The sequence below is a fragment of the Micromonospora sp. WMMD754 genome (genome assembly GCF_049315235.1).
Classification (GTDB): Bacteria; Actinomycetota; Actinomycetes; order Mycobacteriales; family Micromonosporaceae; genus Micromonospora; species Micromonospora sediminicola.
Genome location: NZ_CP186058.1, coordinates 4,019,503 through 4,043,979, shown reverse-complemented (window position 1 = coordinate 4,043,979; position 24,477 = coordinate 4,019,503). Strand labels below are relative to the sequence as shown.

The window sequence follows — 24,477 nt, the reverse complement described above, 5'->3', positions numbered from 1 at the left end:
TCCGCCCACACCGGTGGCCCCCCTCCACCGATCGGCCACCCCACCCCACCCACCCCCACCCATCCCGTCGATCATGAAGTTGACCGCTCGATCCGCCCCCGATTCGTCACCGCCAACCTCATGATCGACGCCGCGGTGACGGGTGAGGTGGCGCGGCCGTGGGTCAGGGGGTCTCCGGGGGAAGGAGGAGCTGGGCGTGCGGGTGACGGGCGGACGACTGACGGAGTGTCAAATGTCGACCGAAAACGGGGGACGCAAAGTGCTCCGAGGAGGGCGCGGATATCCGACCGGGCGGCGCACGCGACTGCACAATTGTCGACACAATCGCCGGAGAACGGCGCGATCGGCTCCGGCACGCAGATCACCGGTCGCGCCGCCGGGCCGGCGCGAGGATTCCTCGTGACGGTATGCCATCGAAGATCACCCTGTCAACGATCCACACCGGACGCGGCGTGAGCTGCGAAAATGCCCTTCAATGCGCCCACATAGACGTCATCGCCGCACGCATCAGGCAAATCCCTCCACAGTGCGGTGGAGGTGGCGGGAAAGGCGATGACCGACACGGGCGACATCACGGCGGTGGGCGACACGGGTGGCGACCGGACCGGATCGCAATCGCATTTCTTACCGGCGCGCGGGAATTGGCCGAACGTGCCGCCCCGGTCACCGAACGCATCGACTGCCGACACGATTCGGGGATCGGCGAGTGAAGATCGACGGTGACATGATGGGCGAGGTTCCCATCGAGGAATCCTGATCTTTTCCCACCATCCGGCTGACCGCACGGTCCGGCGCGGCGGCTGCCCGCGCCCGGACGCGGCCACCTCACGGCCGGGCAGCGACGAAGGCGGAGGCGATGACGGACGTCCTGCGGACCCGGCGACCGGTGCCCGCCCCACCGGCACGGCCCGACTCCGACCGGCCCGCGCCGGCCACGGCCGCCCAGCGCCAGATGTGGCAGTTGGACCGACTCGACCCGGGCTCGGCCGCCTACCTGGTGCCGCTGGCCTACCGGCTGCACGGCCCGCTCGACGTGGCGGCCCTGTCCGCCGCGCTCGACGACCTGGTGGCCCGGCACGCGGCGCTGCGCACCACGCTCGCCCGACCGCAGGCGCACGCCGGACAGCCGACCGGGCCGGGCGACGACGATCCGACCCGGGTCGTCCAGGTGGTGCACGCGCCGCGCCCCGGGCTGCTGCGGGTGCACGACCTCAGCGGGCTGCCGAGCTGGCAACGCGACCGGGAGGTCCGGGCCCGGCTCCGGGCCGCCGCGCGCGACCCGCTCGACCCGGTACGCGGACCGGTGCTCCGGGCCGACCTGCTGCGGTGCGCGCCGGAGGAGCACGTGCTCCTGCTGACGATCCACCACGTCGCCGTCGACGAGTGGTCGCTGGGCATCCTCCACGAGGAGTGGGAACGGCTCTACGCCGCACACCGCGCCGGGGTGCCGGCCGGGCTCGACCCGGTCACGCACGACTGCCGCGACCACGCGCTGCGGCAGCGGGACTGGCTCGCCGGGGCGGAGGCGGCCGAGCAGCTCGACTACTGGCGCGGGCAGCTCGCCGGCGCCCCGGCGGCGCTGGACCTGCCCACCCGGGGGCCACGCCCGGCGGTGCCGTCCGACGCCGGCGCCACGCTGAGCGTGCCGCTGGACGTACCGGCCGAGGCGCTGGCCGCGTTCTGCCGGCAGGCGCGGGTGTCGCCGTACATGGTGTTGCTGGCCGTGCTGCACGTGCTGCTGGCCCGGTGGACCGGCGAGCGCGACGTGGTGGTCGGCACGCCGGTGGCCGGCCGGCGCGGCCCGGAGACCCGGCAGCTCGTCGGCCTGCTGCTCAACACCGTGGCGATCCGCGCCCGGCTGGACGACGACCCGTCCTTCGCCACGCTGCTGGAGCGGGTACGCACCGCCGTGCTGGACGCGCTGAGCCGGGAGGAGCTTCCCTTCTCCACGGTGGTGGAGACGCTGCGCCCGCCCCGACGGGCCGGCTTCAGCCCGCTGTTCCAGGTGATGTTCGTCCACGGCCGGGAGGCGGCCCCGCCCCGCCTGGACGGTCTCGAGGTCAGCGCCGTGGAGGTGCCGCCCGCCACCGCGAAGTTCGACCTCACCGTGGCGGTCCGGGAGAACGAACAGGGTCTGCGGACCGTGCTGGAGTACCGCACCGAGCTGTTCGACGACGACGCGATGGCCCGACTCGCCGGGCACTTCCAGACGCTGCTGGCGTCGCTGCTCGCCGACCCGGGAGCGCCGGTCGGCTCGGCCGCGATGCTCACCGCCGAGGAGCACCGCCGGCTGGTCGACGAGTGGAACCGCACCGCCACGCCGGACGAGCCGGACGAGCTGGTCCACACGCTGATCGAGGAGCAGGCCCGGCGCACCCCCGACGGGGTGGCGGTGACCGACGGCGAGGGCGCGCTGAGCTACCGGGAGCTGCACGACCGGGCCGAGTCGCTGGCGGAGACGCTGCGCGGCCGGGGCGTGGGCGTCGGCTCCCTGGTCGGGGTGCTGCTGCCGCGCGCGGCGCCGTTCACCGTGGCGGTGCTGGCGGTGCTGCGGGCCGGCGCCGCCTACGTGCCGCTGGACCCGGCCAACCCGCCCGCCCGGCTGCGCCACCTGATCGGGGACACCGCCGCTCCGGTGGTGCTCACCTGCGCCGAGCTGGCACACCTCGTACCCGGGGACCGGGCGCTGCTGGTGCCGGGGCCGGAAGCGCCGGCGACGGAGGCCGGGCCGGCGCGCGGCGGCGGACCACGACGGCGGGCGCGTCGCCGGCCCACGCCGTCGGCCGACGAGCTGGCGTACGTCATCCACACCTCCGGGTCGACCGGCCGCCCCAAAGGCGTGATGGTCACCCACCGGGGCGTGGCGAACTACGTACGCTGGGCCGCGCAGGCGTACCGGCTGCGGCCGGGCGACGTCGTGCCGCTGCACTCCTCGGTCGGGTTCGACCTGACCGTGACCAGCCTGCTGGTGCCGCTGGCCGCCGGCGCCACGGTCCGGATGATCGGCGAGCACCTCGGCCCGGCGGCGCTGGGCGAGGCGCTGCGCGACACCGCGACGCCGTTCGGCCTGGTCAAGATCACTCCGGCCCAGTTGGAGCTGGTCACGCACCAGCTGCGCCCGGACGAGCTGGCCGGGCGGACCCGGTGCTTCGTGATCGGCGGCGAGAACCTGCGCGCCGACCAGGTGGCGCCGTGGCGGCGGCACGCGCCGGAGACCGCGCTGGTCAACGAGTACGGCCCGACCGAGACCGTGGTCGGCTGCGCCGCGTACGAGGTGGAGCCGGGCACGCCCGCTGACGGTTCGGTGCCGATCGGCCGGCCGATCGCCAACACCGCGCTGCACGTGCTCGACCCGTGGGGCAACCCGGCGCCGGTGGGCGTGGCCGGCGAGCTGTACGTGGGCGGCGCCGGGGTGGCGCGCGGCTACCTCGGCCAGCCGGACGTCACGGCCGAGCGGTTCCTTCCCGACCCCTTCGCCGGGACGCCGGGCGCGCGGCTGTACCGCACCGGCGACCTGGTCCGCCGCCGACCGGACGGCGTCCTGGAGTACCTGGGCCGCACCGACCGGCAGGTCAAGGTGCGCGGCTACCGGGTCGAGTGCGGCGAGATCGAGGCGGCCGTCCGGCGGCACCGGCCGGACGTCGACGTGACCGTCCACCTGCGCCACGACGACCCGGCCGACCCCCGGCTGGTCGCGTACCTGGCCGGCGGCGACGGGACCGACCCGGCGGACCTGCGGGCCGCGCTCGCCGCCGAGCTGCCGTCCTGGCTGGTGCCGGACGCGTTCGTCCGGCTCGACGCGCTGCCGCTGACCGGCAACGGCAAGGTGGACGTCGACGCGCTGCCCGCGCCCGGCCCGGCGGCGACCACCGCGCCCGCATCCCCGCAACCGGCGGCCACCGCCCGGACCGGGCCCGTCGAGCCGGTCCGGCCCGTCCGCTGGGACGGCGACCGGGTACGCCTGGAACGGCTGGTCGCCGAGGTGTGGCGCGACGTGCTCGGCGTCGACGAGGTCGGCGTCCGGGACAGCTTCTTCGATCTCGGCGGGCACTCGATGCGGCTGCTGGCCGTCCTCGACCGGCTGCGCGCCCGGCTCGGTGACGTGCTCACCGCCACCGACCTGTTCCGCCACCCCACCGTCGAGTCGCTGGCCGCGTACCTGGTCTCGGTGACGACGACCGGGGCGGAGCCGGAGCCCGCGCCGCAGGCCCCGCCGCGCGCCGGCGCCGCGGTGGCCGCCGGCCCGGCGGAGGCGCTGGTCGCCGTCGTCGGCATGGCCTGCCGGTTCCCGGGGGCGCGCACGGTCGACGAGTTCTGGGCCAACATCCGCGACGGGGTGGAGTCGGTCCGCGAGTTCACCGTCGAGGAGATGCTCGCCGACGGCGCGGACCCGGCCCGGATCGACGACCCGGCCTACGTGCGCGCCGGCACCCACCTGCCCGGCATCGACGAGTTCGACGCGGCGTTCTTCGGCTTCACGCCCCGGGAGGCGGAGACGCTCGACCCGCAGCACCGCCTGCTGCTGGAGTGCGCCTGGCACGCCCTGGAGCACGCCGGGCACGACCCGTCCCGCCACCCCGGCCGGGTCGGCCTGTTCGCCGGCTCGGGCCGCAGCTCCTACCTGCTCGACCACCTCAACGGCCGGCCGGAGCTGACCGACGCGCTCAGCGAGCACCAGATCTCCCTCGGCAACGACAAGGACTTCCTGCTCAGCCGCGTCGCCTACCAGCTCGACCTGACCGGTCCGGCGGTCACCGTGGCCACCGCCTGCTCGACCTCGCTGGTGGCCGTGCACCTGGGCCGGCAGAGCCTGCTGGCCGGCGAGTCGGACGTGGTCCTGGCCGGCGGCGTCAGCGTCTTCCCGGCCCAGCGACGCGGCTACCTGCATCACGACGGGGGCATCTACTCCCCGGACGGGCACTGCCGGCCGTTCAGCGCCGACGCGCGCGGCAGCATCGAGTCCAGCGGCGTGGGCGTGGTGGTGCTCAAGCGGCTGGCCGACGCGCTGGCCGCCGGCGACACGGTCTACGCGGTGATCCGCGGCTCGGCGATCAACAACGACGGGGCCCGCCGCACCGGCTACACCGCGCCGGGCATCGCCGGGCAGGTCGAGGTGATCAGCAGCGCGCTGGCCGCCGCCCGGGTGGACCCGCGCTCGGTGGGCTACGTGGAGGCGCACGGCACCGGCACCACGCTCGGCGACCCGATCGAGGTGGCCGCGCTGACCGAGGCGTTCCGGCGCGGCACCGACGAGCGCGGCTTCTGCGCGCTCGGCTCGGTCAAGGCGAACATCGGCCACACCGACGCGGCGGCCGGGGTGGCCGGTCTGATCAAGACGGTGATGGCGCTGTGGACGCGGACGCTGCCGCCGACGATCAACGTGGAGCGTCCCCACCCGGGCATCGACTTCGCGTCCGGCCCCTTCCGGCTCGACGGCACGGCCCGGCCGTGGCCCGGCGACGGTCCGCGCCGGGCCGGGGTCAGCTCCTTCGGCATGGGCGGCACCAACGCGCACGTGGTGCTGGAGGAGCCGCCGGCACCGCCGGTCGCGCCGCCGGCCCCGCCCGCGCCGGGGCCCCGGCTGCTGACGCTGTCGGCGCGTACCCCGGCCGCGCTGGAGAGCGCCACCCGGCAGCTGCGCGACCACCTCGACGCCCACCCCCGGTTGGTGCTCGCGGACGTCGCGGCGGCGCTGGGCCGCCGGGCGGCGATGCCCCACCGCCGGTACGTGGTCGCGGCGGACCGCGCCGACGCGGTGGCCGCGCTCGACGCCCCGCAGCGCCGCCTCACCGGCGTCCACCCGGGTGGCCGGCGGACGCTGGCGTTCGCCTTCCCCGGGCACGGCGCCCAGCACGTGGCGATGGGCGCCGGGCTCCACCGGGCCGAGCCGACCTACCGGGCCGTGGTGGACGAGTGCGCCGAGCTGCTCGGCGGCGACCTGGCCCGGGACCTGCGGGCCGTGCTGTGCCCGGAGCCGGGCGGGCACGCGCCGGCGGAGGAACTGCTGGCCCGCCCGCGCCTGGTGCAACCCGCGCTGTTCGTGACCGGCTACGCGCTGGCCCGGACGCTGCTGGCGCGCGGCGTCACGCCGGACGTGATGGTCGGTCACAGCCTCGGCGAGTACGTGGCCGCCTGCCTCGCCGGGGTGTTCTCCCTGGACGACGCGCTGCGCCTGGTGCGGATCCGCGGCGAGCTGGTGGACCGCACGCCGGTCGGCGCGATGCTCGCGGTCGCCCTGCCCGAGTCGGCGGTGACCGCGCTGCTCGACGAGGGCGTGTCGCTGGCCGCGGTGAACGCCCCGCAGCTGTGCGTGGTCTCCGGCGACCCGGCGGCGGTCGGCCGGGTGCGGGAGCGGCTCACCGCCGACGGTGTCGTCTGCCGCCCGCTGCGGGTGGCCCGCGGCTACCACTCGGCGCTGCTCGACCCGGTGCTCGACGAGTTCGCCGCGCACGCCGCCCGGGTCCGGTACGCCGAACCCGAGCGCCCCTACCTGAGCAACCTGACCGGCGGTCCGGTCACCCCGGGGCTGGTCACCGACCCGGCCTACTGGGTGCGGCACCTGCGCGAGCCGGTCCGCTTCGCCGCGTCGGCCGCGCTCCTCGCCGAGCAGGACGCGACGGTGGCCGAGGTGGGGCCCGGGCACGCCCTCGGCGGCCTGGTCCGGCTGGCCGGCCTGCGGCCGGCGCAGGCGGTGGCGATGATGCGGCACCCCCGCGCCGAGGCCGACGACGTCGACACGCTGCTCGACGCGGTGGGCCGGCTCTGGCTGACCGGGGTGCCGGTCGACCGGGAGCGGTTCGCCGGCGACGGGGACCGGCGGCTGCCGCTGCCCGGCTACCCGTTCGAGCGGCACCGCTACTGGATCGCGCCGGCGCCCCGGCCCGGCGCGGTCGCCCCGACGCCGCTCGCGACGCCGGCCGAGCCGCCGGTGGCCGCACCGGCGGACACCGGCAACCGGCCGGAGCTGGGCACCGCGTACGTCCCGCCGGCCACGCCCGCGCAGGAGTGCGTGGCGGAGATCTGGTCCGACCTGCTCGGCATCCGGCCGGTCGGCGCGCACGACGACTTCTTCGCGCTGGGCGGGCACTCGCTGCTCGCCACCCAGGTGGTGGTGCGGCTGCGGGACCGCCTCGGCGTCGCGGTGCCGCTGGAGACGGTCTTCGCCCGACCCACCGTCGCGGGTCTCGCCGCGGCGTTGCCCGCCGGCACGGCCCCCACGACCTCCGCGCCCACCGAGGACGGCGCCCCGGCCGGGTCCGCGACCGGGGCCGGTGGCGCGGCAACGCCACCGGCGCCGGTCGCCCCGGCGGCGACGGCGCTCGCGCGCATCCCCCGCGCCGATCCGGACGCCGGACCCACGCCGCTCTCCTCCGGGCAGCACCGGCTGTGGTTCCTCGACCAGGCGTACGCGCAGAACGCCTACACCGTCGGCACCACGCTGCTGCTGGAGGGCGTGCTCGACCGGGACGCGCTGCGCACGGCGCTGGCCGGGCTGGTGCGCCGGCACGAGGCGCTGCGGACCGTGTTCCCGATCGGGCCGGACGGCGACCCGGTGCAGCGGGTGCTGCCGGCCGGGCCGGTGGAGCTGCCGGTCGTCGAGGCCCCGGCGGAACCGGACGCGCCCGCGCCCGTCAGCATCGTCGAGCCGGCCGTGGCCGAGGCGGTGCCCCGCTGGGTGCACGCCGCCCTCGCCGCCGACGTGCGGCGACCGTTCGACCTGGCCACCGGCCCGCTGTTCCGGGCCGTGCTGCTGCGGGTCGCCGACGAGAAGCACGTGCTGTCGCTGACCATGCACCACGCGGTCTCCGACGGCTGGTCGCTGGGCGTGGTGGCCCGGGAGGTGGCCGCCGGTTACGCCGCCGCCCGCGCGGGACGGCCCGACCCGCTCCCCGAGCTGGCCGTCCAGTACGGCGACTACGCGCGCTGGCAACGCGACCGGCTGGCCGACCCGGACAGCGCGGACCTGCGGTACTGGCGCGCGCAGCTCGACGGGGTGGCCGCCGTGCTGGAGCTGCCCACCGACCGGCCCCGCCCGCCGGTGCAGACGTTCGACGGCGCGGTCCGCACGCTGGTCCTGCCCCGGGAGACCGCCGACCGGCTCCGCCGGTTCAGCCAGGAGCACGGCGCCACGCTGGCGATGACGCTGCTCGCCGCGTTCAAGGCGGTGCTGTGGCGCTGGACCGGCCAGCGCGACGTCTGCGTCGGCATGCCGGTCGCCGGCCGGGTCCGGGCCGAGCTGGAGCCGATGGTCGGCTTCTTCGTCACCATGCTGCCGCTGCGCACCGTGCTCGACGGCGAGTGGACCTTCACCGAGCTGCTCCGGCAGGTCCGGCGCACCGCGCTGGGCGCGTACGACCACCAGGAGGTGCCGTTCGAGCGGCTGGTGGACCTGGTCGACGCGCCCCGGGACCTGAGCCGCAACCCGCTGTTCCAGGTGATGTTCAACCTGCTCAACGTGCCCGAGCAGCGGGACGTGGACGCGGCCGGGGTGCGGATGACCCCGTTCGCGGTGGAGCCCGGGATCGCCCAGCAGGACCTGGCGCTGTACGCGTACGAGGTGGCCGAGGGGCTGCGGTTCCGGCTGGAGTACAACACCGCGCTCTTCGACGCGAGCACCGCCGAGCGGATGATCGGCCACCTGGACACGCTGCTCGCCGCGGCGGTCGCCGACCCGGGCGCCCGGCTGGCGGAACTGCCGGTGCTGACCGGCGCCGAGCTGGCCCGGTTCGCCGAATGGAACGACACCGCCGCGCCGGCGGCGTGGGACGCCGCGCCGGACCGGGTGCCGACCCTGGTCGACCTGTTCGCGCACCAGGTGGCCACGAACCCGGACCGGCCGGCCGTGACCTTCGGCGGGACCACGCTCAGCTACGCCGCGCTGGACGCCCGGGCCAACCGGCTCGCGCACCGGCTGCGCCGGGCCGGCGTCGGGCCGGACGTGCCGGTCGCGGTCTGCCTGCCCCGCTCGGCCGAGCTGCCGGTCGCGCTGCTGGGCGTGCTGAAGGCGGGCGGCGCGTACGTCCCGGTCGATCCGGAGTATCCGGTGGAGCGGCAGCGGTACGTGCTGACCCACAGCGGCGCCACGGTGCTGGTCACCGACGCGGCCCTGACCGACCGGTTCGCCGGCTTCGCCGGCGCGGTGGTGACCGCCGGCACGGCCGACGGGCCGGACACCGCTCCCCCGGTGACGGCCGGGCCGGACCACCTGGCATACCTGATCTACACCTCCGGCTCGACCGGCCGGCCCAAGGGCGTCCGGGTGACCCACGGCGCCGTGGTCAACACGCTCGCCGCGATGCGCGAGCGGCCCGGCCTGACCCGCGACGGCACCATGCTGGCGATGGCCAGCTTCGCCTTCGACATGTCCGTACCGGAGCTGTTCCTGCCGCTGGTGGTCGGCGCCCGGATGCTGCTGGTCGACCGGGACGTCGCCTACGACGCGGCCCGCCTCGCCGCGCTGCTCGCCACCGAGGGCGTCACGCTGGCCCAGGGCACGCCCACGACCTGGCGACTGCTGATCGAGTCGGGGTGGACCGGCACGCCCGGGCTGACCGCCGTCTGCGGCGGCGAGGCGGTGCCCGCGCCGCTGGCCCGGCAGCTCGCCGAGCGGGTCGAGGCGCTGTGGAACCTGTACGGGCCGACCGAGGCCGCCGTGTGGGCCACCATGGACCGGATCACGCCGGACGAGACCCGGCCCACGATCGGTCGTCCGATCGGCAACATGCGGGCGCTCGTGCTCGACGCGCGGCTCGCTCCGGTGCCGGTCGGCGTGCCGGGCGAGATCTACCTGGGCGGGCCGGGGCTGGCCCGCGGCTACCACGACGACCCGACGCTCACCGCACAGCGCTTCGTGCCCGACCCGCACGGCGACGGGCGGCTCTACCGCACCGGCGACCTCGGCCGCCGGCTGGCCGACGGGCGGATCGAGTTCCTCGGCCGGGGCGACTCGCAGGTCAAGGTGCGCGGGTTCCGCATCGAGCTGGGCGAGATCGAGGCGGTGCTGCGCCGGCACGACGCGGTCCGCGACGCGGCCGTGGTGGTCCGCGAGGACGCGGGCGAGAAGGCCGTGGTGGCGTACCTGACCCTGACCGGTGGGCCGGAGCCGGACACCTCCGGCGAGGTGACCGCCGACTTCGCCGCCGACCCGGCGCCGTGGCGGGCGTTCGTGCGCACCTGGCTGCCGGACTACATGGTGCCGTCGGCGTTCGTGCCGCTGGACCGGATGCCGCTCAACGCCAACGGCAAGGTCGACCGGTCGGCCCTGCCCGCGCCCCGCCGCGAGCGCGCCGAGGTCGGCGCCGGCACGCCGGACACGCCGCTGCGGGAGGCGCTGGCGCGGCGCTGGGCGGAGGTGCTCGGCTACGAGCGCGTCGGCATCGACGACGACTTCTTCGACCTGGGCGGCGACTCGTTCCGCGCGATCAAGGCGCTGGCCGGCACCGACCCGGCGATCAGCGTGCTCGACCTGTTCCGGCACCCGACCATCCGCGGGCTCACCGCACACCTGGCCGAGACCGGCGGTTCGGCCGGCCGGCTGCTGCACGAGCTGACCCCGGCCCGGCCGGGCACGCCGACCACGCTGACGCTGCTCTGCGTACCGTTCGGCGGCGGCAGCGCGATCACCTTCCAGCCGCTCGCGGACGCCCTGCCGGCCGGGGTGTCGCTGTACGCGCTGGAACGCCCCGGGCACGACCTGAACCGCCCGGACGAGCCGATGCTCGACCTGGGCGAGCTGGTGGACCGCTGCGTGGCCGAGGTGGTCGGACAGATCACCGGCCCGGTGGCCGTGTACGGGCACTGCGTGGGCGGCGCCGAGGCGGTCGAGCTGGCCCGCCGGCTGGAGGCGGCCGGCGTCGAGGTCACCGGCGTGGTGATCGGCGCGCATTTCCCGGCCCCCCGGCTGCCCGGCCGGGTGTTCGGCTGGCTGCGCCGGTGGTTCCCGGTGGAGCGGTGGGCGTCGAAGCGGCGGACGCTGGAGTCGCTGCGCGCGATGGGCTTCTTCACCGAGGTCTTCGACTCCGCCGAGAAGGACTTCGTGATGCGGGTGGTCCTGGCCGACTCGGCCCGGGGCGAGGACTACTACACCGACGTCTACGCGCGGGGCCTGCCCCGCAAGCTGTCCGCGCCGCTGGTCTGCGTGGTCGGCAGCGGCGACCGGGCCACCGAGCTCTACCAGGAGCGCTACCTGGAGTGGGAGTTCTTTGCCGACCGGGTGTCGCTGGCGGTGATCGAGGGCGCCGGCCACTACTTCGCCAAGCACCAGCCGGCCGAGCTGGCCGACGTCATCCTGACGCACTGCGCCGCCGCGCCGGACGGCGCCAGCACCGGACCCGCGCCGGCGGACGCGGCCCGGCCCGCCGCCGTACCTGCAGAGGCACGGGCGGCCCGGACCGCCCCGGCCCCGGCGGACGTCCCGGCGCGGCGGACGGCGACCCCCAGCCTGGCGGTGTTCTACCTGGTCGCGATCGGTCAACTGGTCTCGCTGATCGGCAGCGGCCTGACCGCGTTCGGCATGGGTCTGTGGGTCTACCAGCGGACCGGGTCGGTGTCGCTGTTCGCCACCGCCACCGTGCTGGCGCTGCTGCCGGCCGTGGTGCTCTCCCCGATCGCCGGCGCGCTGGCCGACCGGTGGGACCGCCGAAGAATCATGGTCCTCGCCGACTGCCTGGCCGCCACCGGCACGGTGAGTCTCGCGCTGCTGCTCTGGTTCGGCCAGTTGCGCCTCTGGCACATCCTCACCGCGATCACCGTCACCGCCGTGGCCACCGCCTTCCAGCAACCCGCCTACCAGGCGGCCGTCACCCAGCTGGTGCCCAAGCGCTACTACGGGCGGGCCAACGGCATCGTCTCGCTCGGCACCGCCACCAGCACCGTGCTGGCGCCGCTGGTCGGCGGTGCGCTGGTCCTCGCCGTCGGACTGCGCGGCATCGTGGTGATCGACCTGGTCACGTTCGTCGTGGCGGTGACCGTCACGCTGTCGGTCCGCTTCCCCGACACGCTCTTCGTCCGGCGGGAGGAGCCGTTCCGCCGCGAGGTGCTGGGCGGCTGGCGGTTCATCGTCCGCCGGCACGGGCTGGTCGCGCTGGTCGTCCTGGTGGCGTCGCTGAACTACTTCTTCGCCATGGTCGAGGTGCTGGTCACCCCGCTCACGCTCTCCTTCGGCGACCCGGCGGTGCTCGGCCGGGTGCTCGCCGCCAGCGGCGTCGGCATGGTGGTCGGGTCGGTGCTGATGGGCGTCTGGGGCGGCACCGCCCGGCGGACCACCGGCATCCTGGCCAGCGTCGTGCTGCTCGGCGTCTCGCTGCTCACCGTCGGGCTGCGGCCGGACCCGCTGTTCCCCGCCCTCGGGCTGTTCGGCATGGGCCTGGCCACCGCGCTGGTGAACACGCACTGGCTGGCGATCGTGCAGGCCAAGGTGGGCCTGGAACTCCAGGGCCGGGTGCTGGCCATGGCGCAGATGCTGTCCTGGCTGATGGTGCCGGCCGGTTTCCTCAGCGCCGGCCCGCTGGCCGAGCACGTGCTCGCCCCGCTGGCCCGGCCGGACGGCCCGCTCGCCGGGCTGGTCGGCACCGGTCCGGGGCGCGGCATGGCCCTGGCCGCGATCCTGGCCGGCCTGTGCGCGCTGGCGCTGGCCGCCGGCGGCATCGCGTACCGGCGGATCCGGCGGCTGGAGGACGAGTTGCCGGACAACGACCCGGGCAGCGTCGTGCTCGCCGACAAGGACCGCATCCAGGAGGAGGCGGACCGTCGCCTCGCCGCCGTGGGTGGTTCCCGGTGAGCGCGCCCGCCCGGCCCGCCGGACCGACCCGCCGCACCGCCACCCGGCGGGCCGGCGGCAGCACCACCGTGGACTGTCTGCACCGGATGGTCGCCGCCCAGGCGGCCCGGACTCCGGACGCGGAGGCGGTCCGGCGCGGCGACACCCCGCTCTCCTACCGCGACCTCGACGCGGCGGCGAACCGGCTGGCCCGGGTGCTGCTGGCGCGCGGCGTCGGTGTCGGCGACCGGGTCGGCGTCTGCCTGCCGCGCACGCCGGAGCTGGTGGTCGCGCTGCTGGCCGTGCTCAAGGCCGGTGCCGCGTACGTGCCGCTGGACCCGGCGTACCCGGCGGCCCGGGTGGCGTTCATGACCGCCGACTCCGGGGCCCGGCTGGTGCTGACCCGGGCCGACCTGGCCGACCGGTTCACCGGCCCGACCGTGCTCGTCGACCGGCTCGACCCGGACGGCGACGGCACCGACCCGGCGACGCCGGTGACGCCCGGGGACCTGGCGTACGTCATCTACACCTCCGGATCCACCGGGCGACCCAAGGGCGTCGCCATCGAGCACCGCTCGGCGGCGGTGCTGCTGCACTGGGTCCGGCAGACCTTCGACGACACCGAGCTGGGCGGGATGCTCGCCGCCACCTCGGTCTGCTTCGACCTGTCCGTCTTCGAGATCTTCGGCCCGCTGGCCTGGGGCGGCCGGGTGGTGCTGGTCGACGACGTGCTGGCGCTGGCCGCGCCCGGCGCGGACCGGCTGCCGGTGACGCTGGTCAACACCGTGCCGGCGGCGATGGGCGAGCTGCTCACCGCCGGGGCGCTGCCGCCGGGTGTGCGTACGGTCTGCCTGGCCGGCGAGCCGCTGACCGCCGCGCTGGCCGCCCGGGTGTGGGCCCGTCCGCACGTCCGCCGGCTGTGCAACCTCTACGGCCCGTCCGAGGACACCACGTACTCGACCTGGGCCGAGGTGCCGCCGGACGAGACGGAGCCGCCGATCGGCCGGCCGCTGCCGGGCACCCGGGCGTACGTGCTCGACCCGGACGGGCGACCGTTGCCGCCCGGCGAGGCGGGCGAGCTGTACCTGGCCGGCGCCGGGTTGGCCCGGGGCTACCTGGACCGGCCGGCGGAGACCGAGGCCCGGTTCCGGCCGGACCCGTTCCGCCCGGGCGAGCGGATGTACCGCACCGGGGACCGGGTCCGGCTGCGCCCGGACGGGCAACTGGCCTACCTCGGCCGGTTGGACGACCAGGTGAAGCTGCGCGGCTACCGGATCGAGTTGGGCGAGGTGGCCGCCCGGCTCGCCGCGCTGCCCGGCGTACGCGAGGCGACCGCCGCCGTCCGGCCCGGCCCGAGCGGGGACCCGCTGCTGGTCGGCTACCTGGTCGGCGAGCGGCGCGACGACGTCCGGGCACGTCTGGCCGAGGTGCTGCCGGGGCCGCTCGTGCCGGCCGCCGTGGTCTGGCTGGACCGGCTGCCCACGCTGCCCAACGGCAAGGTCGACCGGGCCGCCCTGCCCGCGCCGGCGCTCGGCGGTGACCCGGACGGCAGCGGTCCGGACGACGGGACGCTCGGCCCGACCGCCGTCGCGGTGGCGACGGTGTGGCGGCAACTGCTCGGGGTGCCGGTGACCGGCCCGGACGACGACTTCCTCGCGCTCGGCGGCGACTCGCTGCTGGCGGTCCGCTGCGCCACCCGGCTGGCCGCCGCCACCGGCCGCCCGGTGCGCCCCGGTGACCTCTTCGCCCACCCGACGCTCGCCGCGCTCGCCGCCCACCTCGACGCGCCGCCCACCCCGGACGCCCACCCGACGGATACGCCCGACGGCAGCGGCGCGGACCCGGCCGACGGTGTGACGGCGACCGGCGGGCCGGACGGTGGCGGGCCGGCGCCGCTCTCCCCCGCGCAGCGGCGGTTCTGGTTCCTGCACCGGCTCGACCCGGCCGACACGTCCTACCTGCTGGCGTTCGCGGTCCGCTTCGCCACCCCGCTGGACCCGGAGCGGCTGACCCGGGCGCTGCACCGGGTGGTCGACCGACATCCCGCGCTGCGCACGGTCCTGCCCGCCGGGCCGGACGGTCCGGTGCAGGTGGTGCTGCCCGACGCCCGACCCGACCTCACCGTCGCGCCGCCCGACCCGGGCGCCCCGCTCGACGACCGGCTCGCCCGGCTCGCCGCCCAGGTCACCCGTACCCCGATGGACCTGGCGGTGGGGCCGCTGCTGCGCGCGTGCCTGCTGCCCGACGCCGCCGGCCGGGCCGAGGCGTTGCTGCTGGTCGTGCACCACGCCGTCGCCGACGACTGGTCGTTCGGGGTGCTGGTCCGCGACCTGGCGTCGGCCTACGACGACCCCGACGCGCCACCCGGCGAGCCGGCGCCCGGACCGGCCGCCGTCGCCGCCGCGCAGCGCGCCTGGCTGGCCGGGCCGGCCGGACGGCGGGCCGTGGACGAGTTCCTGCGCGAGCTGCACGGCGCCCCCACGGTGCTCGACCTAAAGGCGCGGCGGGAAGGCCGCCCGACGCGTCCGGGGACCCCGCTCGACGGTCGGGCGCTGCGGACCACAGTGGACCCGGCGACCGCGACGGCGGTACGCGAGCTGGCCCGCGCCCACCGGGCCAGCCTGCACATGGTCGGGCTGACCGCGTTCGCCGCCCTGCTCGGCGCCGCCACCGGCCGGGACGACCTGCTGGTCGGCGTCGCCTTCGCCGGACGCACCAGCGTGGCCGCCGAGCAGAGCGTGGGCTGCCACGTCAACACGCTGCCGCTGCGCCTGCGACCGGCCCTCGACCGTTCGTTCGCCGACCTGCTCGCCGAGGCGCGGCGGGTCACCCTGTTCGCCGCCGCCCGCCAGGACGTCCCGTTCGACCTGCTGGTGGAACGGCTGAACCCGGCCCGCCGGCCGCACCGCAACCCGCTCGTCCAGGTCGCGTTCGGGGTGCAGAACGCGCCGGCGGCCCGGCACCGCAGCACCGTCGGCGGCGAGTTCACCGGCGTGGAGCTGACACCCGACGCGGCCCGCCTCGACCTGACGCTCTGGCTGGACGACCGCCGGGGCGGGCTGGACGCGCTCTGGACCTACCGCACCGACCTGTTCGACCACGACGGGGTGGCGACGTGGCACCGCCGCCTCACCGCGCTGCTGCGCGCCGCCGCCGTCGACCCCCGGCGCAGTCTGGCCGACTGCGTCGACACCGCTGGGAGTGAGAGATGACCGATCAGACCCGGGTCGCACGGCCCGTCCCCCGTCGCGGCCGGGACCGGAACCTGGTGGACGTCCGGCCGGACTGGCCCGGCGGCCCGCTGCCGGCCCTGGTCCGCGCCAACGTCCCCGACGTCGACCTGGCCGGCTGGCTGGCCGGGCACCGCGCCGACGTCGACGAGCTGGCCCGGCACGCCGGCGCGGTGCTGTTCCGCGGCTTCGCCGTGGCCGGCGCCGACGACTTCCGCACCGTGATGGCGGCGCTCTCCGGCGACGTGCTGTCCTACGGCGAGCGTTCCTCGCCGCGCAGCCGGGTCACTGAGGGCGTCTACACCTCCACCGAGCACCCGGCCGACCAGCCGATCGTGCTGCACAACGAACAGTCGTACACGGTCACCTGGCCGCTGCGCATCGTGTTCCACTGCGAGGTCGAACCGGCCGCCGGTGGGCGTACGCCGCTGGCGGACAGCCGTCGGGTGCTGGCCCGGCTGCGCCCGGAGACGGTCGCCGAGTTCGAGCGCCGTGGCGTGCTCTACCGGCGCAGCTACCTGCCCGGGATCAGCCTGAGCTGGCAGACCGCGTTCCAGACCGACTCGCGCGCCGAGGTGGAAGCGTACTGCGCCCGCGCCCTGATCGACGTGGAGTGGGTGGGCGAGACACAGCTGCGGACCCGGCAGGTCCGCCCGGCGGTACGCCGGCACCCGGTCACCGGGGAGCGGACCTGGTTCAACCACGCGTTGTTCTTCCACGTCACGTCGCTGCCCGAGGACGTCAGCGCCGGGCTGCGGGCCGCGTTGGCCGAGGAGGACCTGCCCTACCAGACCGCGTACGGGGACGGCACGCCGCTGCCGGACGACGTGCTGGCCGAGCTGCGCGCCGCGTACGCCGCGGAGACCCGCTCCTTCGCGTGGCGGCAGGGGGACGTGCTGCTGGTGGAGAACATGCTCGCCGCGCACGCCCGGGAGCCGTTCACCCCGCCCCGGCGGATCCTCACCGCGATGTCCGACCCGGTCGCCGCCCCGGAGCTGGTCGGGCGCCGCACCCGGGACGGTGCCGCGTGAGCGCCCCGGGGCCGCGTCGGCGCGGCAGCGGTGGCACCGTCTCCGCGCCGGTGACCCGGCGCACGCTCGGCGCTGACGACTTCGTGCTGCTGGTCGAGGCCGCCGTGCCCGACCTCGACCTGGCCGGCTGGCTCGCCGGGCGGCGGGCCGAGCTGCTGGCCGACCTGGACCGGCACGCGGCGGTGTTCTTCCGCGGGTTCGACGTGCGCAGCGCCGACGACTTCGGGCGCGCGGCCCGCGAGATCGGCCCGGAGCTGCTGGGCTACCTGGAACGGGCCGCGCCCCGGCACGAGGTGGCGGACAAGGTGTTCACCTCGACCGAGTTCAACGCCGCCCAGTGGATCCCGCTGCACCACGAGATGTCGTACTCGCACAACTGGCCGACGCACCTGTTCTTCTACTGCGCGCAGCCGGCCACCGGCGACGGCGGCGCGACCCCGCTGGCCGCCGAACGGGTGATCACCCCGCTGATCCCGGCCGAGGTGCGGGAGCGGTTCGGCCGCGACGGCGTCCGCTACGTGCGCAACTACGGGCCGCACCTGGACCTGCCCTGGCAGGAGGCGTTCCAGACCACCGACCGGGCGGAGGTCGAGGCGTACTGCGCCGCCTCGGCGACGGAGTTCACCTGGCTGGGCTCCGACGGGCTGCGGACCGTGGCGCGCCGGCAGGCGACGGCGACGCACCCGCGTACCGGGGAGACGGTGTGGTTCAACCACGCCCACCTGTTCCACGTCTCGAACATGCCGCCCGAGGTGGCCGGCGCGCTGCTGCGCGAGTACGGCCCGGAGGGGCTGCCCCGCAACGCCTACCACGGCGACGGCGAGCCGATCGCCGACGAGGTGGTCACCGGCATCCGCGAGCTGTACCGGCAGCACGCCCTCTCCGTGCCCTGGCGGCGCGGTGACGTGCTGGTGGTGGACAACTTCCTGGCCACCCACGGCCGGGAACCCTTCACCGGCGACCGGCAGATCCTGGTCGCCATGTCCGACCTCTACGTGAACCGGAGTGTGCTGTGAACGGATACCGTCTGTCCCCGGTCCAGCGGCTGGCCTGGTCCGGCAAGCAGGACCTGGTCCGGGCGCGGGTCCAGCTGGACCGGCCGCTCGACCCGGCCCGGTTGCAGGCCGCCGTCGACACGGTGGTGGCCCGGCACGAGGCGCTGCGGCTGACCCTGGTGCACCACCCCGGGCTGCGGGTGCCGTTGCAGGACGTGGACGACGACCGCGCGGTCACGGTCGGCGCGCAGGGCGAGCTGTCGGTCACCCTCACCGACGACGCGTTGGAACTGGCCGCCACCCCGCTGATCGCCGACCCGGCCGGCCTGCGCCTGGTCCTGGCCGACCTGGCCCGCGCCTACGCCGGTGACCTGCCGCCGGCCGACGAGGAGGCGTTGCAGTTCCTCGACGTCACCGAGTGGCAGGTGGAGGAGCGGGAGGCGGCCCCGGCCGCCGCGCCGGGCGCGCCGGCCGCGCGGCTGGTCGAGCCGCACGGGGACGACCCGGTCGCCACGGTCACCGCGACGCTGCCCGCCGCCGAGCTGGCCGAGGTCGCCCGCGTCGCGGACACGCCCGTCGGCACGATGCTGCTCGCCGCCTGGGCGCTCGCGGTGTCCCGGCGGGCCGAGGCGCCCGACGGGGCCGAGGAGGCGGACCTGGTGCTGGCCCGCTGGCACGACGGCCGGCACGCCGAGGGCACCGCCGGCGTGGTCGGCCCACTGGGCGGCTACGGACCGCTGCGCCTGGCGCTGCCGCTGCCGGCGGAACCCGCCGCGCTGCTGGCCGCCGTGCGCGCCGCCGAGACGGTCGCCGACGAGACGTTCCACCTGGTCGACCCGGTCGACGAGAGCACCGGAGCGGTCGCCGGGTTCGCGCTGGAACCGGCCGTCGCGCCGGCCGTGGTGGCCGGTCTCGGCGGCACGTCGGCGGACGTGCCCGTCCCGCCCGCGCCGGCCGGGCCGCGGCTCACCGTGCGCACCGGCGGCGACGAGGTGACACTGCGGGTGACCGGGGGGCGGTGGCTGCTCGACTCGGTCGTGGCGGTGCTGCGCAGCCTGCCGGCCGCGCTGGCCGGCGACGGCCCGCTCGCCGTGCTCGGCGCCGGGGAGGCCGGGTGGCTGGCCGAGGCCGGCGGCACGGTGGGCGCGACGCCGGGGCGTACCCTCGTCGACCTGATCGACGCGGGCCTGGCCGGGATGGACCGGGGCGCCACGGCGGTGTCGGCGGCCGACGGCGCGTACCCGGTCGAGGAGCTGGACCACCGCGCCGCGCGGGTGGCCGCGGCGCTGGCCGCGCGCGGCCTGGCCGGCGCGCCGGTGGGCGTGCTCGCCGCCCGTTCCCGGGACACGGTGGTGGCGTTCCTCGGCGTGCTGCGTGCCGGCGCGGTGTTCGTGCCGCTCGACCCGGACGCCCCGGCGCCGCGCCTGACCGCGCAGCTGCGCGCGGTCGGCGCCGACTGCGTGGTCGGCGTCGGCGGCCCGGCGACGGTGTCCGTCGCGGAGCTGGTCGCCGCCGGCGGCCCGGCGCCCGCGACCGCGCCGGCCCCGACCGACCCGGCGTACGTCATCTTCACCTCCGGCTCCACCGGCACGCCCCGCCCGGTGCGGGTGTCGCACGCCGCCGCCGCGCACCTGGCCGGCGCGCTGGAGGCGACCGTGTACGCGGGCAGCCCGCCGGGCCTGCGGGTGGCGGTGAACGCGCCGCTGACGTTCGACGCCTCGGTGAAGCAGCTGGTGCAGCTCGCCCACGGCCGTTCCCTCTATCTGGTGCCCGACGACGTGCGCCGCGACGGCGCGGCGCTCGCCGGGGCGCTGGCCGAGCACCGGGTGGACGTGCTCGACCTGACCCCCTCCCAGCTGCGCATCCTGCTCGCAGGCGCGGGCGACGGCCGGCTGCCCGGGCTGCTGCTGCTCGGCGGCGAGGCGGTCCCCGAGGACCTGTGGACGGCGGTCGCGGCGCTGCCCGGCGTGCGCGCGGTCAACCTGTACGGGCCCACCGAGTGCACGGTGGACACCACCGTCGCGGAGATCCGCGCGGATGAGCCGCCGACCATCGGCCGGCCGCTGCCCGGCGTCGCGGTCCGGGTGCTGGACGAGCGGCTGCGCCCGGTCCCGCCCGGCGTCGCCGGCGAGCTGTGCGTGGCCGGTCCGCAACTGGCCGAGGGCTACCCGGGCGACCCGGAGGCGACCGCCCGCCGGTTCGTCGCGCTGCCGCTGCCCGCCGGCGGCACCGAGCGGGTGTACCGCACCGGCGACCGGGTCCGCTTCGACGCCGAGCGGCGGCTGCGCTACCTGGGCCGGCTCGACGACCAGGTGAAGATCCACGGCTTCCGGGTGGAGCCGGGCGAGGTCGCCGCCGTGCTGCGCGACCACCCGGAGGTGGCCGACGCCGCCGTGGTCGCCCGCGACGACGACGGGTACGGCGACCGACTGGTCGCCTACGTCCGGCCGCGGCCCGGGTCCGCCCCGCTCGACCTCGGGCGGGTGACCGGGATCAACCCGCACGAGACCCGCTACCTGTACGACGAGATCTTCGTCCAGCGGGTCTACCTGCGCGACGGGATCACGCTGCGCCCCGGCGCGACGGTGCTCGACGTGGGCGCGAACATCGGCATGTTCTCGCTCTTCGTGCACCAGGTCTGTCCGGACGCGACGATCCACGCGTTCGAGCCGGTGCCGGCCGTGGCCGACGCGTTGCGCCGCAACGTCGCCGAGTTCGGCGTGCCGGCCACGGTGCACGCCCACGGGCTGTCCCGGGCCGCCGGGGAGGTCTCCTTCACCTACTACCCGGGCTACTCGATGATGTCCGGGCACGCCGCGTACGCCGACCCGGACGCCGAGATCGGCGTGATCAAGCGGTACCTGGCCAACGAGCGCGACGCCGGCGCCGGTGAGCGGGACGTGCTGCTCGACCGGGCCGACGAGCTGCTCGCCGAGCGGTTCGCCGGCCGGGAGCTGACCGTGCCGGTCCGGCCGCTGTCGGCCGTGCTCGACGAGCTGGCCCCGCAGCGGATCGACCTGCTGAAGATCGACGTGCAGCGGGCCGAGGCGGACGTGCTCGCCGGGCTGGACGACCGGCACTGGCCACTGGTCGCGCAGGTCGCCATGGAGGTGCACGACGCGCCCGGCACCGCCACGGCCGGCCGGCTGGCCGAGCTGGTGGCACTGCTGGAGGCGCGCGGGTTCACCGTGGTCACCCGGCAGGACGACCTGCTCGCCGGCACCGACCGGCACACCCTGCACGCGGTCCGCCCCGAGTACGCCGCCGCCTCGGAGGGGACGCCCGCCGCCGAGGCCGGGCCGGCGCCCACCGTCCAGGAGTGGCTCGCGCAGCGGCTGCCGGCACACCTGGTGCCGGCCGCCGTGGTGGTCCTCGACGAGCTGCCGCTGACCCGCAACGGCAAGCTCGACCGGGCGGCGCTGCCCGCGCCCCGGGTGGAACGGCCGGCCGACGACCCGGCGACGGCCCCGGCCAACCGGGCCGAGGAGATCCTGGTCGAGGCGTGGCGGGAGGTGCTCGGCGTGGCCTCGTTCGGCGTCACCGACAGCTTCTTCGCGCTCGGCGGCGACTCCATCCGCAGCATCCAGATGCAGGTCGCGGCGCAGAAGCGCGGGTTGTCGTTCCAGCTCAACGACATCTTCACGCACCAGACGATCCGGGAGCTGGTCGCCCACGGCCGGATCACGCTGGACGGCCTCGTGCCCGAACCGGCCGCCCGGATCTCCCTCGTCGGCGCGGCCGACAGATTCGCGCTCGTCGGCGTGGCCGACCGGGAGCTGCTGCCGGACGGGCTGGTGGACGCGTATCCGATGACCGCGCTCCAGCTCGGCATGGTCTACCACGGCGAGTTGACCGGTGACCCCGCCGTCTACCACAACGTCACCGCGCACGAGGTGGCCGCGCCGCTGGATCCGGCGGCGCTGCGCCGCGCGCTGACCGTCCTGGTCGACGCCCACCCGGTGCTGCGCACCGGCTTCGCGCTCGGCGCGTACGCCGAACCGCTGCAACTCGTGCACGAGCGGGTACCGGTCGACCTGCCGGTGACCGACCTGTCCGGCCTGGACCCGCAGGCCCGCCGCGACCGGATCGACGCGCTGGTCGCCGAGGAACGTCTGCGCCCGTTCGACCTCACCCGGCCGCCGCTGCTGCGGCTGCACGCGCTGCGCGCCGACGGGGACACGTTCACACTGCTGGTCGCCGAGCACCACGCCGTCCTCGACGGCTGGAGCCTGCACCTGTTCCTCACCGACCTGCTCGGCGCGTACGACCGGGAGCGGGCCGGCACTCCGGCCGCCGCCGATCCGGGTCTGCCGTTCCGGGAGTACGTGACGGCCGAGCGGGCGGCCCTGGCGGACCCGGCGACCCGGCGGTTCTGGCGCGACGGCGCCGGCGCCGCGCCGCCGTTGCTGGTCGGCGGGGCGCAGCCGAGGACCACCACCACCCAGCGGGTGCCGCTGCGGGCCGGCACCACCGAGCGGGTGGCCGAGGTGGCCCGGGACGCCGGGGTGCCGGTCAAGTCCTGGCTGTTCGCCCTGCACCTGCGCCTGCTCGGCGAGCTGGCCGGCCGGGACGACGTGGTCAGCGGCCTGGTGGTCGGCGGCCGACCGGAGGGGGAGGGCAGCGACGCCACGCTCGGGTTGTTCCTCAACACGCTGCCGGTGCGGGTCGCGTTGGGCACCCGGTCGGTGGCCGAGCTGGCCGCCGAGGCGTGGCGGGCCGAGCGGGAGCTGATGGGTCACCACCGCTTCCCGCTGGCCGAGATCGTCCGGGCCGGCGGCGCGGGTCCGCGCTTCGACCACTTCTTCAACTGGACGCACTTCCCGGCGCGGCCGGCCGGTGCCGGCAGCCGCATCGTGGACAGCCGGGGCGTCACCGTGGACGTGGCGTTCAGCCTCGCCGTCGACGCCGAGCTGGACGCCGGCCGCCTCGGGCTGATGATCCAGTACGACCACCGGCACGTGCCGGCCGAGCGGGTGGACGCGCTCGCCGACGGCTTCCGCCGGCTGCTGGCCGCCGACCCGGCCGCACCCCTGCCGGCGGTGGCGTCCCCGGCGGCCGGCGGGGACGCGCGGCAGCGGTGGGCGGACCGGGTGGCGGCGGCCTGGCAGGAGGTGCTCGGCGCTGCGCCGCGTGACCCGGCGACCGACTTCGTCACCGCGGGCGGCGACTCGCTGCGCGCGCTGCGTCTGGTCACCGTGCTGCGACAGCGCCACGGCAGTGACCTGACGCTGCCCGAGTTCACCGCGCTGGGCAGCTACCGGGCGTTGGTCGACCGGGTGGCCCGCGGATGACCGGGTTCGGCACGATCGCGGTGCACGGCGACGACGGCCTGGTTCCGGGCGGGTCGGTGGCCCCGCCGATCGTGCAGAGCGCGACGTTCAGCGCCGAGTCCGACGAGCGGTTCACCGAGATCGCCACCGAGGCGCGGGGCAGCGCGTTCTACACCCGCTACGGCAACCCCAACCACGCCCAGGTGGCCGCCGTGGTCGCCGAGCTGGAGGGCGCGGAGACCGGGTTGGTCACCGCGTCCGGGATGGGCGCGATCAGCACCGTCGCGCTGGCCCTGCTCGCCGCCGGCGACCACGTGGTGGTGCAGCGCAGCACCTACGGCGGCACCACGTCGCTGGCCACCGGCCTGCTGGACCGCTTCGGCGTCACCTGCACGCAGGTGGACCAGACCGACACGGACGCGTTCGCCCGGGCGCTGCGGCCGCAGACCCGGCTGGTGCTGGTGGAGACGCCGAGCAACCCGCTGCTGGAGCTGACCGACCTGGCCGCCGTGGTGGCGACCGCGCACGCGGCCGGCGCGCTGGTGGTGGTGGACAACACGTTCGCCACCCCGGTCAACCAGCGTCCGCTGGACGCCGGGGCGGACCTGGTGTGGCACAGCGGCACCAAGTTCCTCGGCGGGCACTCCGACGTGTCCGCCGGGGTGGTGGTCGGCGGCGCGGAGCTGATCGAGCGGGTGTGGCGCACGGCGATCGTCACCGGCGCCACGCTCGGCCCGGTCGACGCCTGGCTGCTGCTGCGCGGCCTGCGCACGCTGGCGCTGCGGGTGCAGCGGCACAACGCCAACGCGCTCGCGCTGGCCGCGGCGCTGGAGGGTCACCCGGCGGTGGCCCGGGTCCGCTATCCGGGGCTGCCCTCGCACCCCCAGCACGCGCTGGCCCGCCGGCAGATGACCGGTTTCGGCGGGGTGCTCGGCGTCGAGCTGGCGGCCGGGCGGGCCGGCGCGGCGGCGCTGCTGGCCGGGCTGCGCCTGGGCAAGCGGGCGGCCAGCCTCGGCAGCGTCAGCACGCTGGTGGTGCACCCGCGCTCGATGTGGGCCGGCATCGTGGACGCCGACCAGCTCGCCGCCGCCGGGATCGGCGCGGGCCTCGTCCGCGTCTCCACCGGCATCGAGGACACCGACGACCTGGTGGCCGACTTCCGGACCGCGTTGGAGGGGGTGCCGGCCTGACGGG

Annotated in this window: 7 protein-coding genes; 6 read left to right on the top strand and 1 reads right to left on the bottom strand. The window is 76.4% G+C overall.

Annotated elements, in window-relative coordinates; all coding sequences use genetic code 11:
* Window positions 1–428: 428 nt before the first annotated feature.
* Entirely contained in the window at window positions 429–689 is a 261-nt protein-coding gene (locus tag ACN27B_RS19645; protein ID WP_422741207.1) for a hypothetical protein, read from the bottom strand.
* Between the two features lie 167 nt (window positions 690–856).
* Here ACN27B_RS19645 and ACN27B_RS19640 point away from each other — a divergent pair, with 167 nt between their 5' ends.
* Genes ACN27B_RS19640 through ACN27B_RS19615 form a run of 6 tightly spaced genes read left to right on the top strand, consistent with a single transcriptional unit; the run spans window position 857 to window position 24,473 of the window.
* Complete coding sequence (locus tag ACN27B_RS19640; RefSeq protein ID WP_422741206.1) at window positions 857–12,778, top strand: amino acid adenylation domain-containing protein; 11,922 nt, start codon at window positions 857–859, stop codon at window positions 12,776–12,778.
* A complete protein-coding gene (locus ACN27B_RS19635; protein WP_422741205.1) occupies window positions 12,775–15,969 on the top strand; it encodes an amino acid adenylation domain-containing protein in 3,195 nt (1,064 codons plus the stop codon). The genes ACN27B_RS19640 and ACN27B_RS19635 overlap by 4 nt, the downstream gene beginning before the upstream one ends.
* Window positions 15,966–17,018, top strand: a complete 1,053-nt coding sequence (locus tag ACN27B_RS19630; protein ID WP_099161770.1) for a TauD/TfdA family dioxygenase — start codon at window positions 15,966–15,968, stop codon at window positions 17,016–17,018. Before ACN27B_RS19635 ends, ACN27B_RS19630 begins: the two co-directional genes overlap by 4 nt.
* On the top strand, window positions 17,015–18,034 hold the full coding sequence (locus tag ACN27B_RS19625; protein WP_098745567.1) for a TauD/TfdA family dioxygenase: 1,020 nt from the start codon (window positions 17,015–17,017) through the stop codon (window positions 18,032–18,034). The genes ACN27B_RS19630 and ACN27B_RS19625 overlap by 4 nt, the downstream gene beginning before the upstream one ends.
* A complete protein-coding gene (locus ACN27B_RS19620) occupies window positions 18,031–23,304 on the top strand; it encodes an amino acid adenylation domain-containing protein (RefSeq protein ID WP_422741204.1) in 5,274 nt (1,757 codons plus the stop codon). The genes ACN27B_RS19625 and ACN27B_RS19620 overlap by 4 nt, the downstream gene beginning before the upstream one ends.
* Complete coding sequence (locus ACN27B_RS19615; protein WP_422741203.1) at window positions 23,301–24,473, top strand: trans-sulfuration enzyme family protein; 1,173 nt, start codon at window positions 23,301–23,303, stop codon at window positions 24,471–24,473. Before ACN27B_RS19620 ends, ACN27B_RS19615 begins: the two co-directional genes overlap by 4 nt.
* Window positions 24,474–24,477 lie beyond the last annotated feature (4 nt).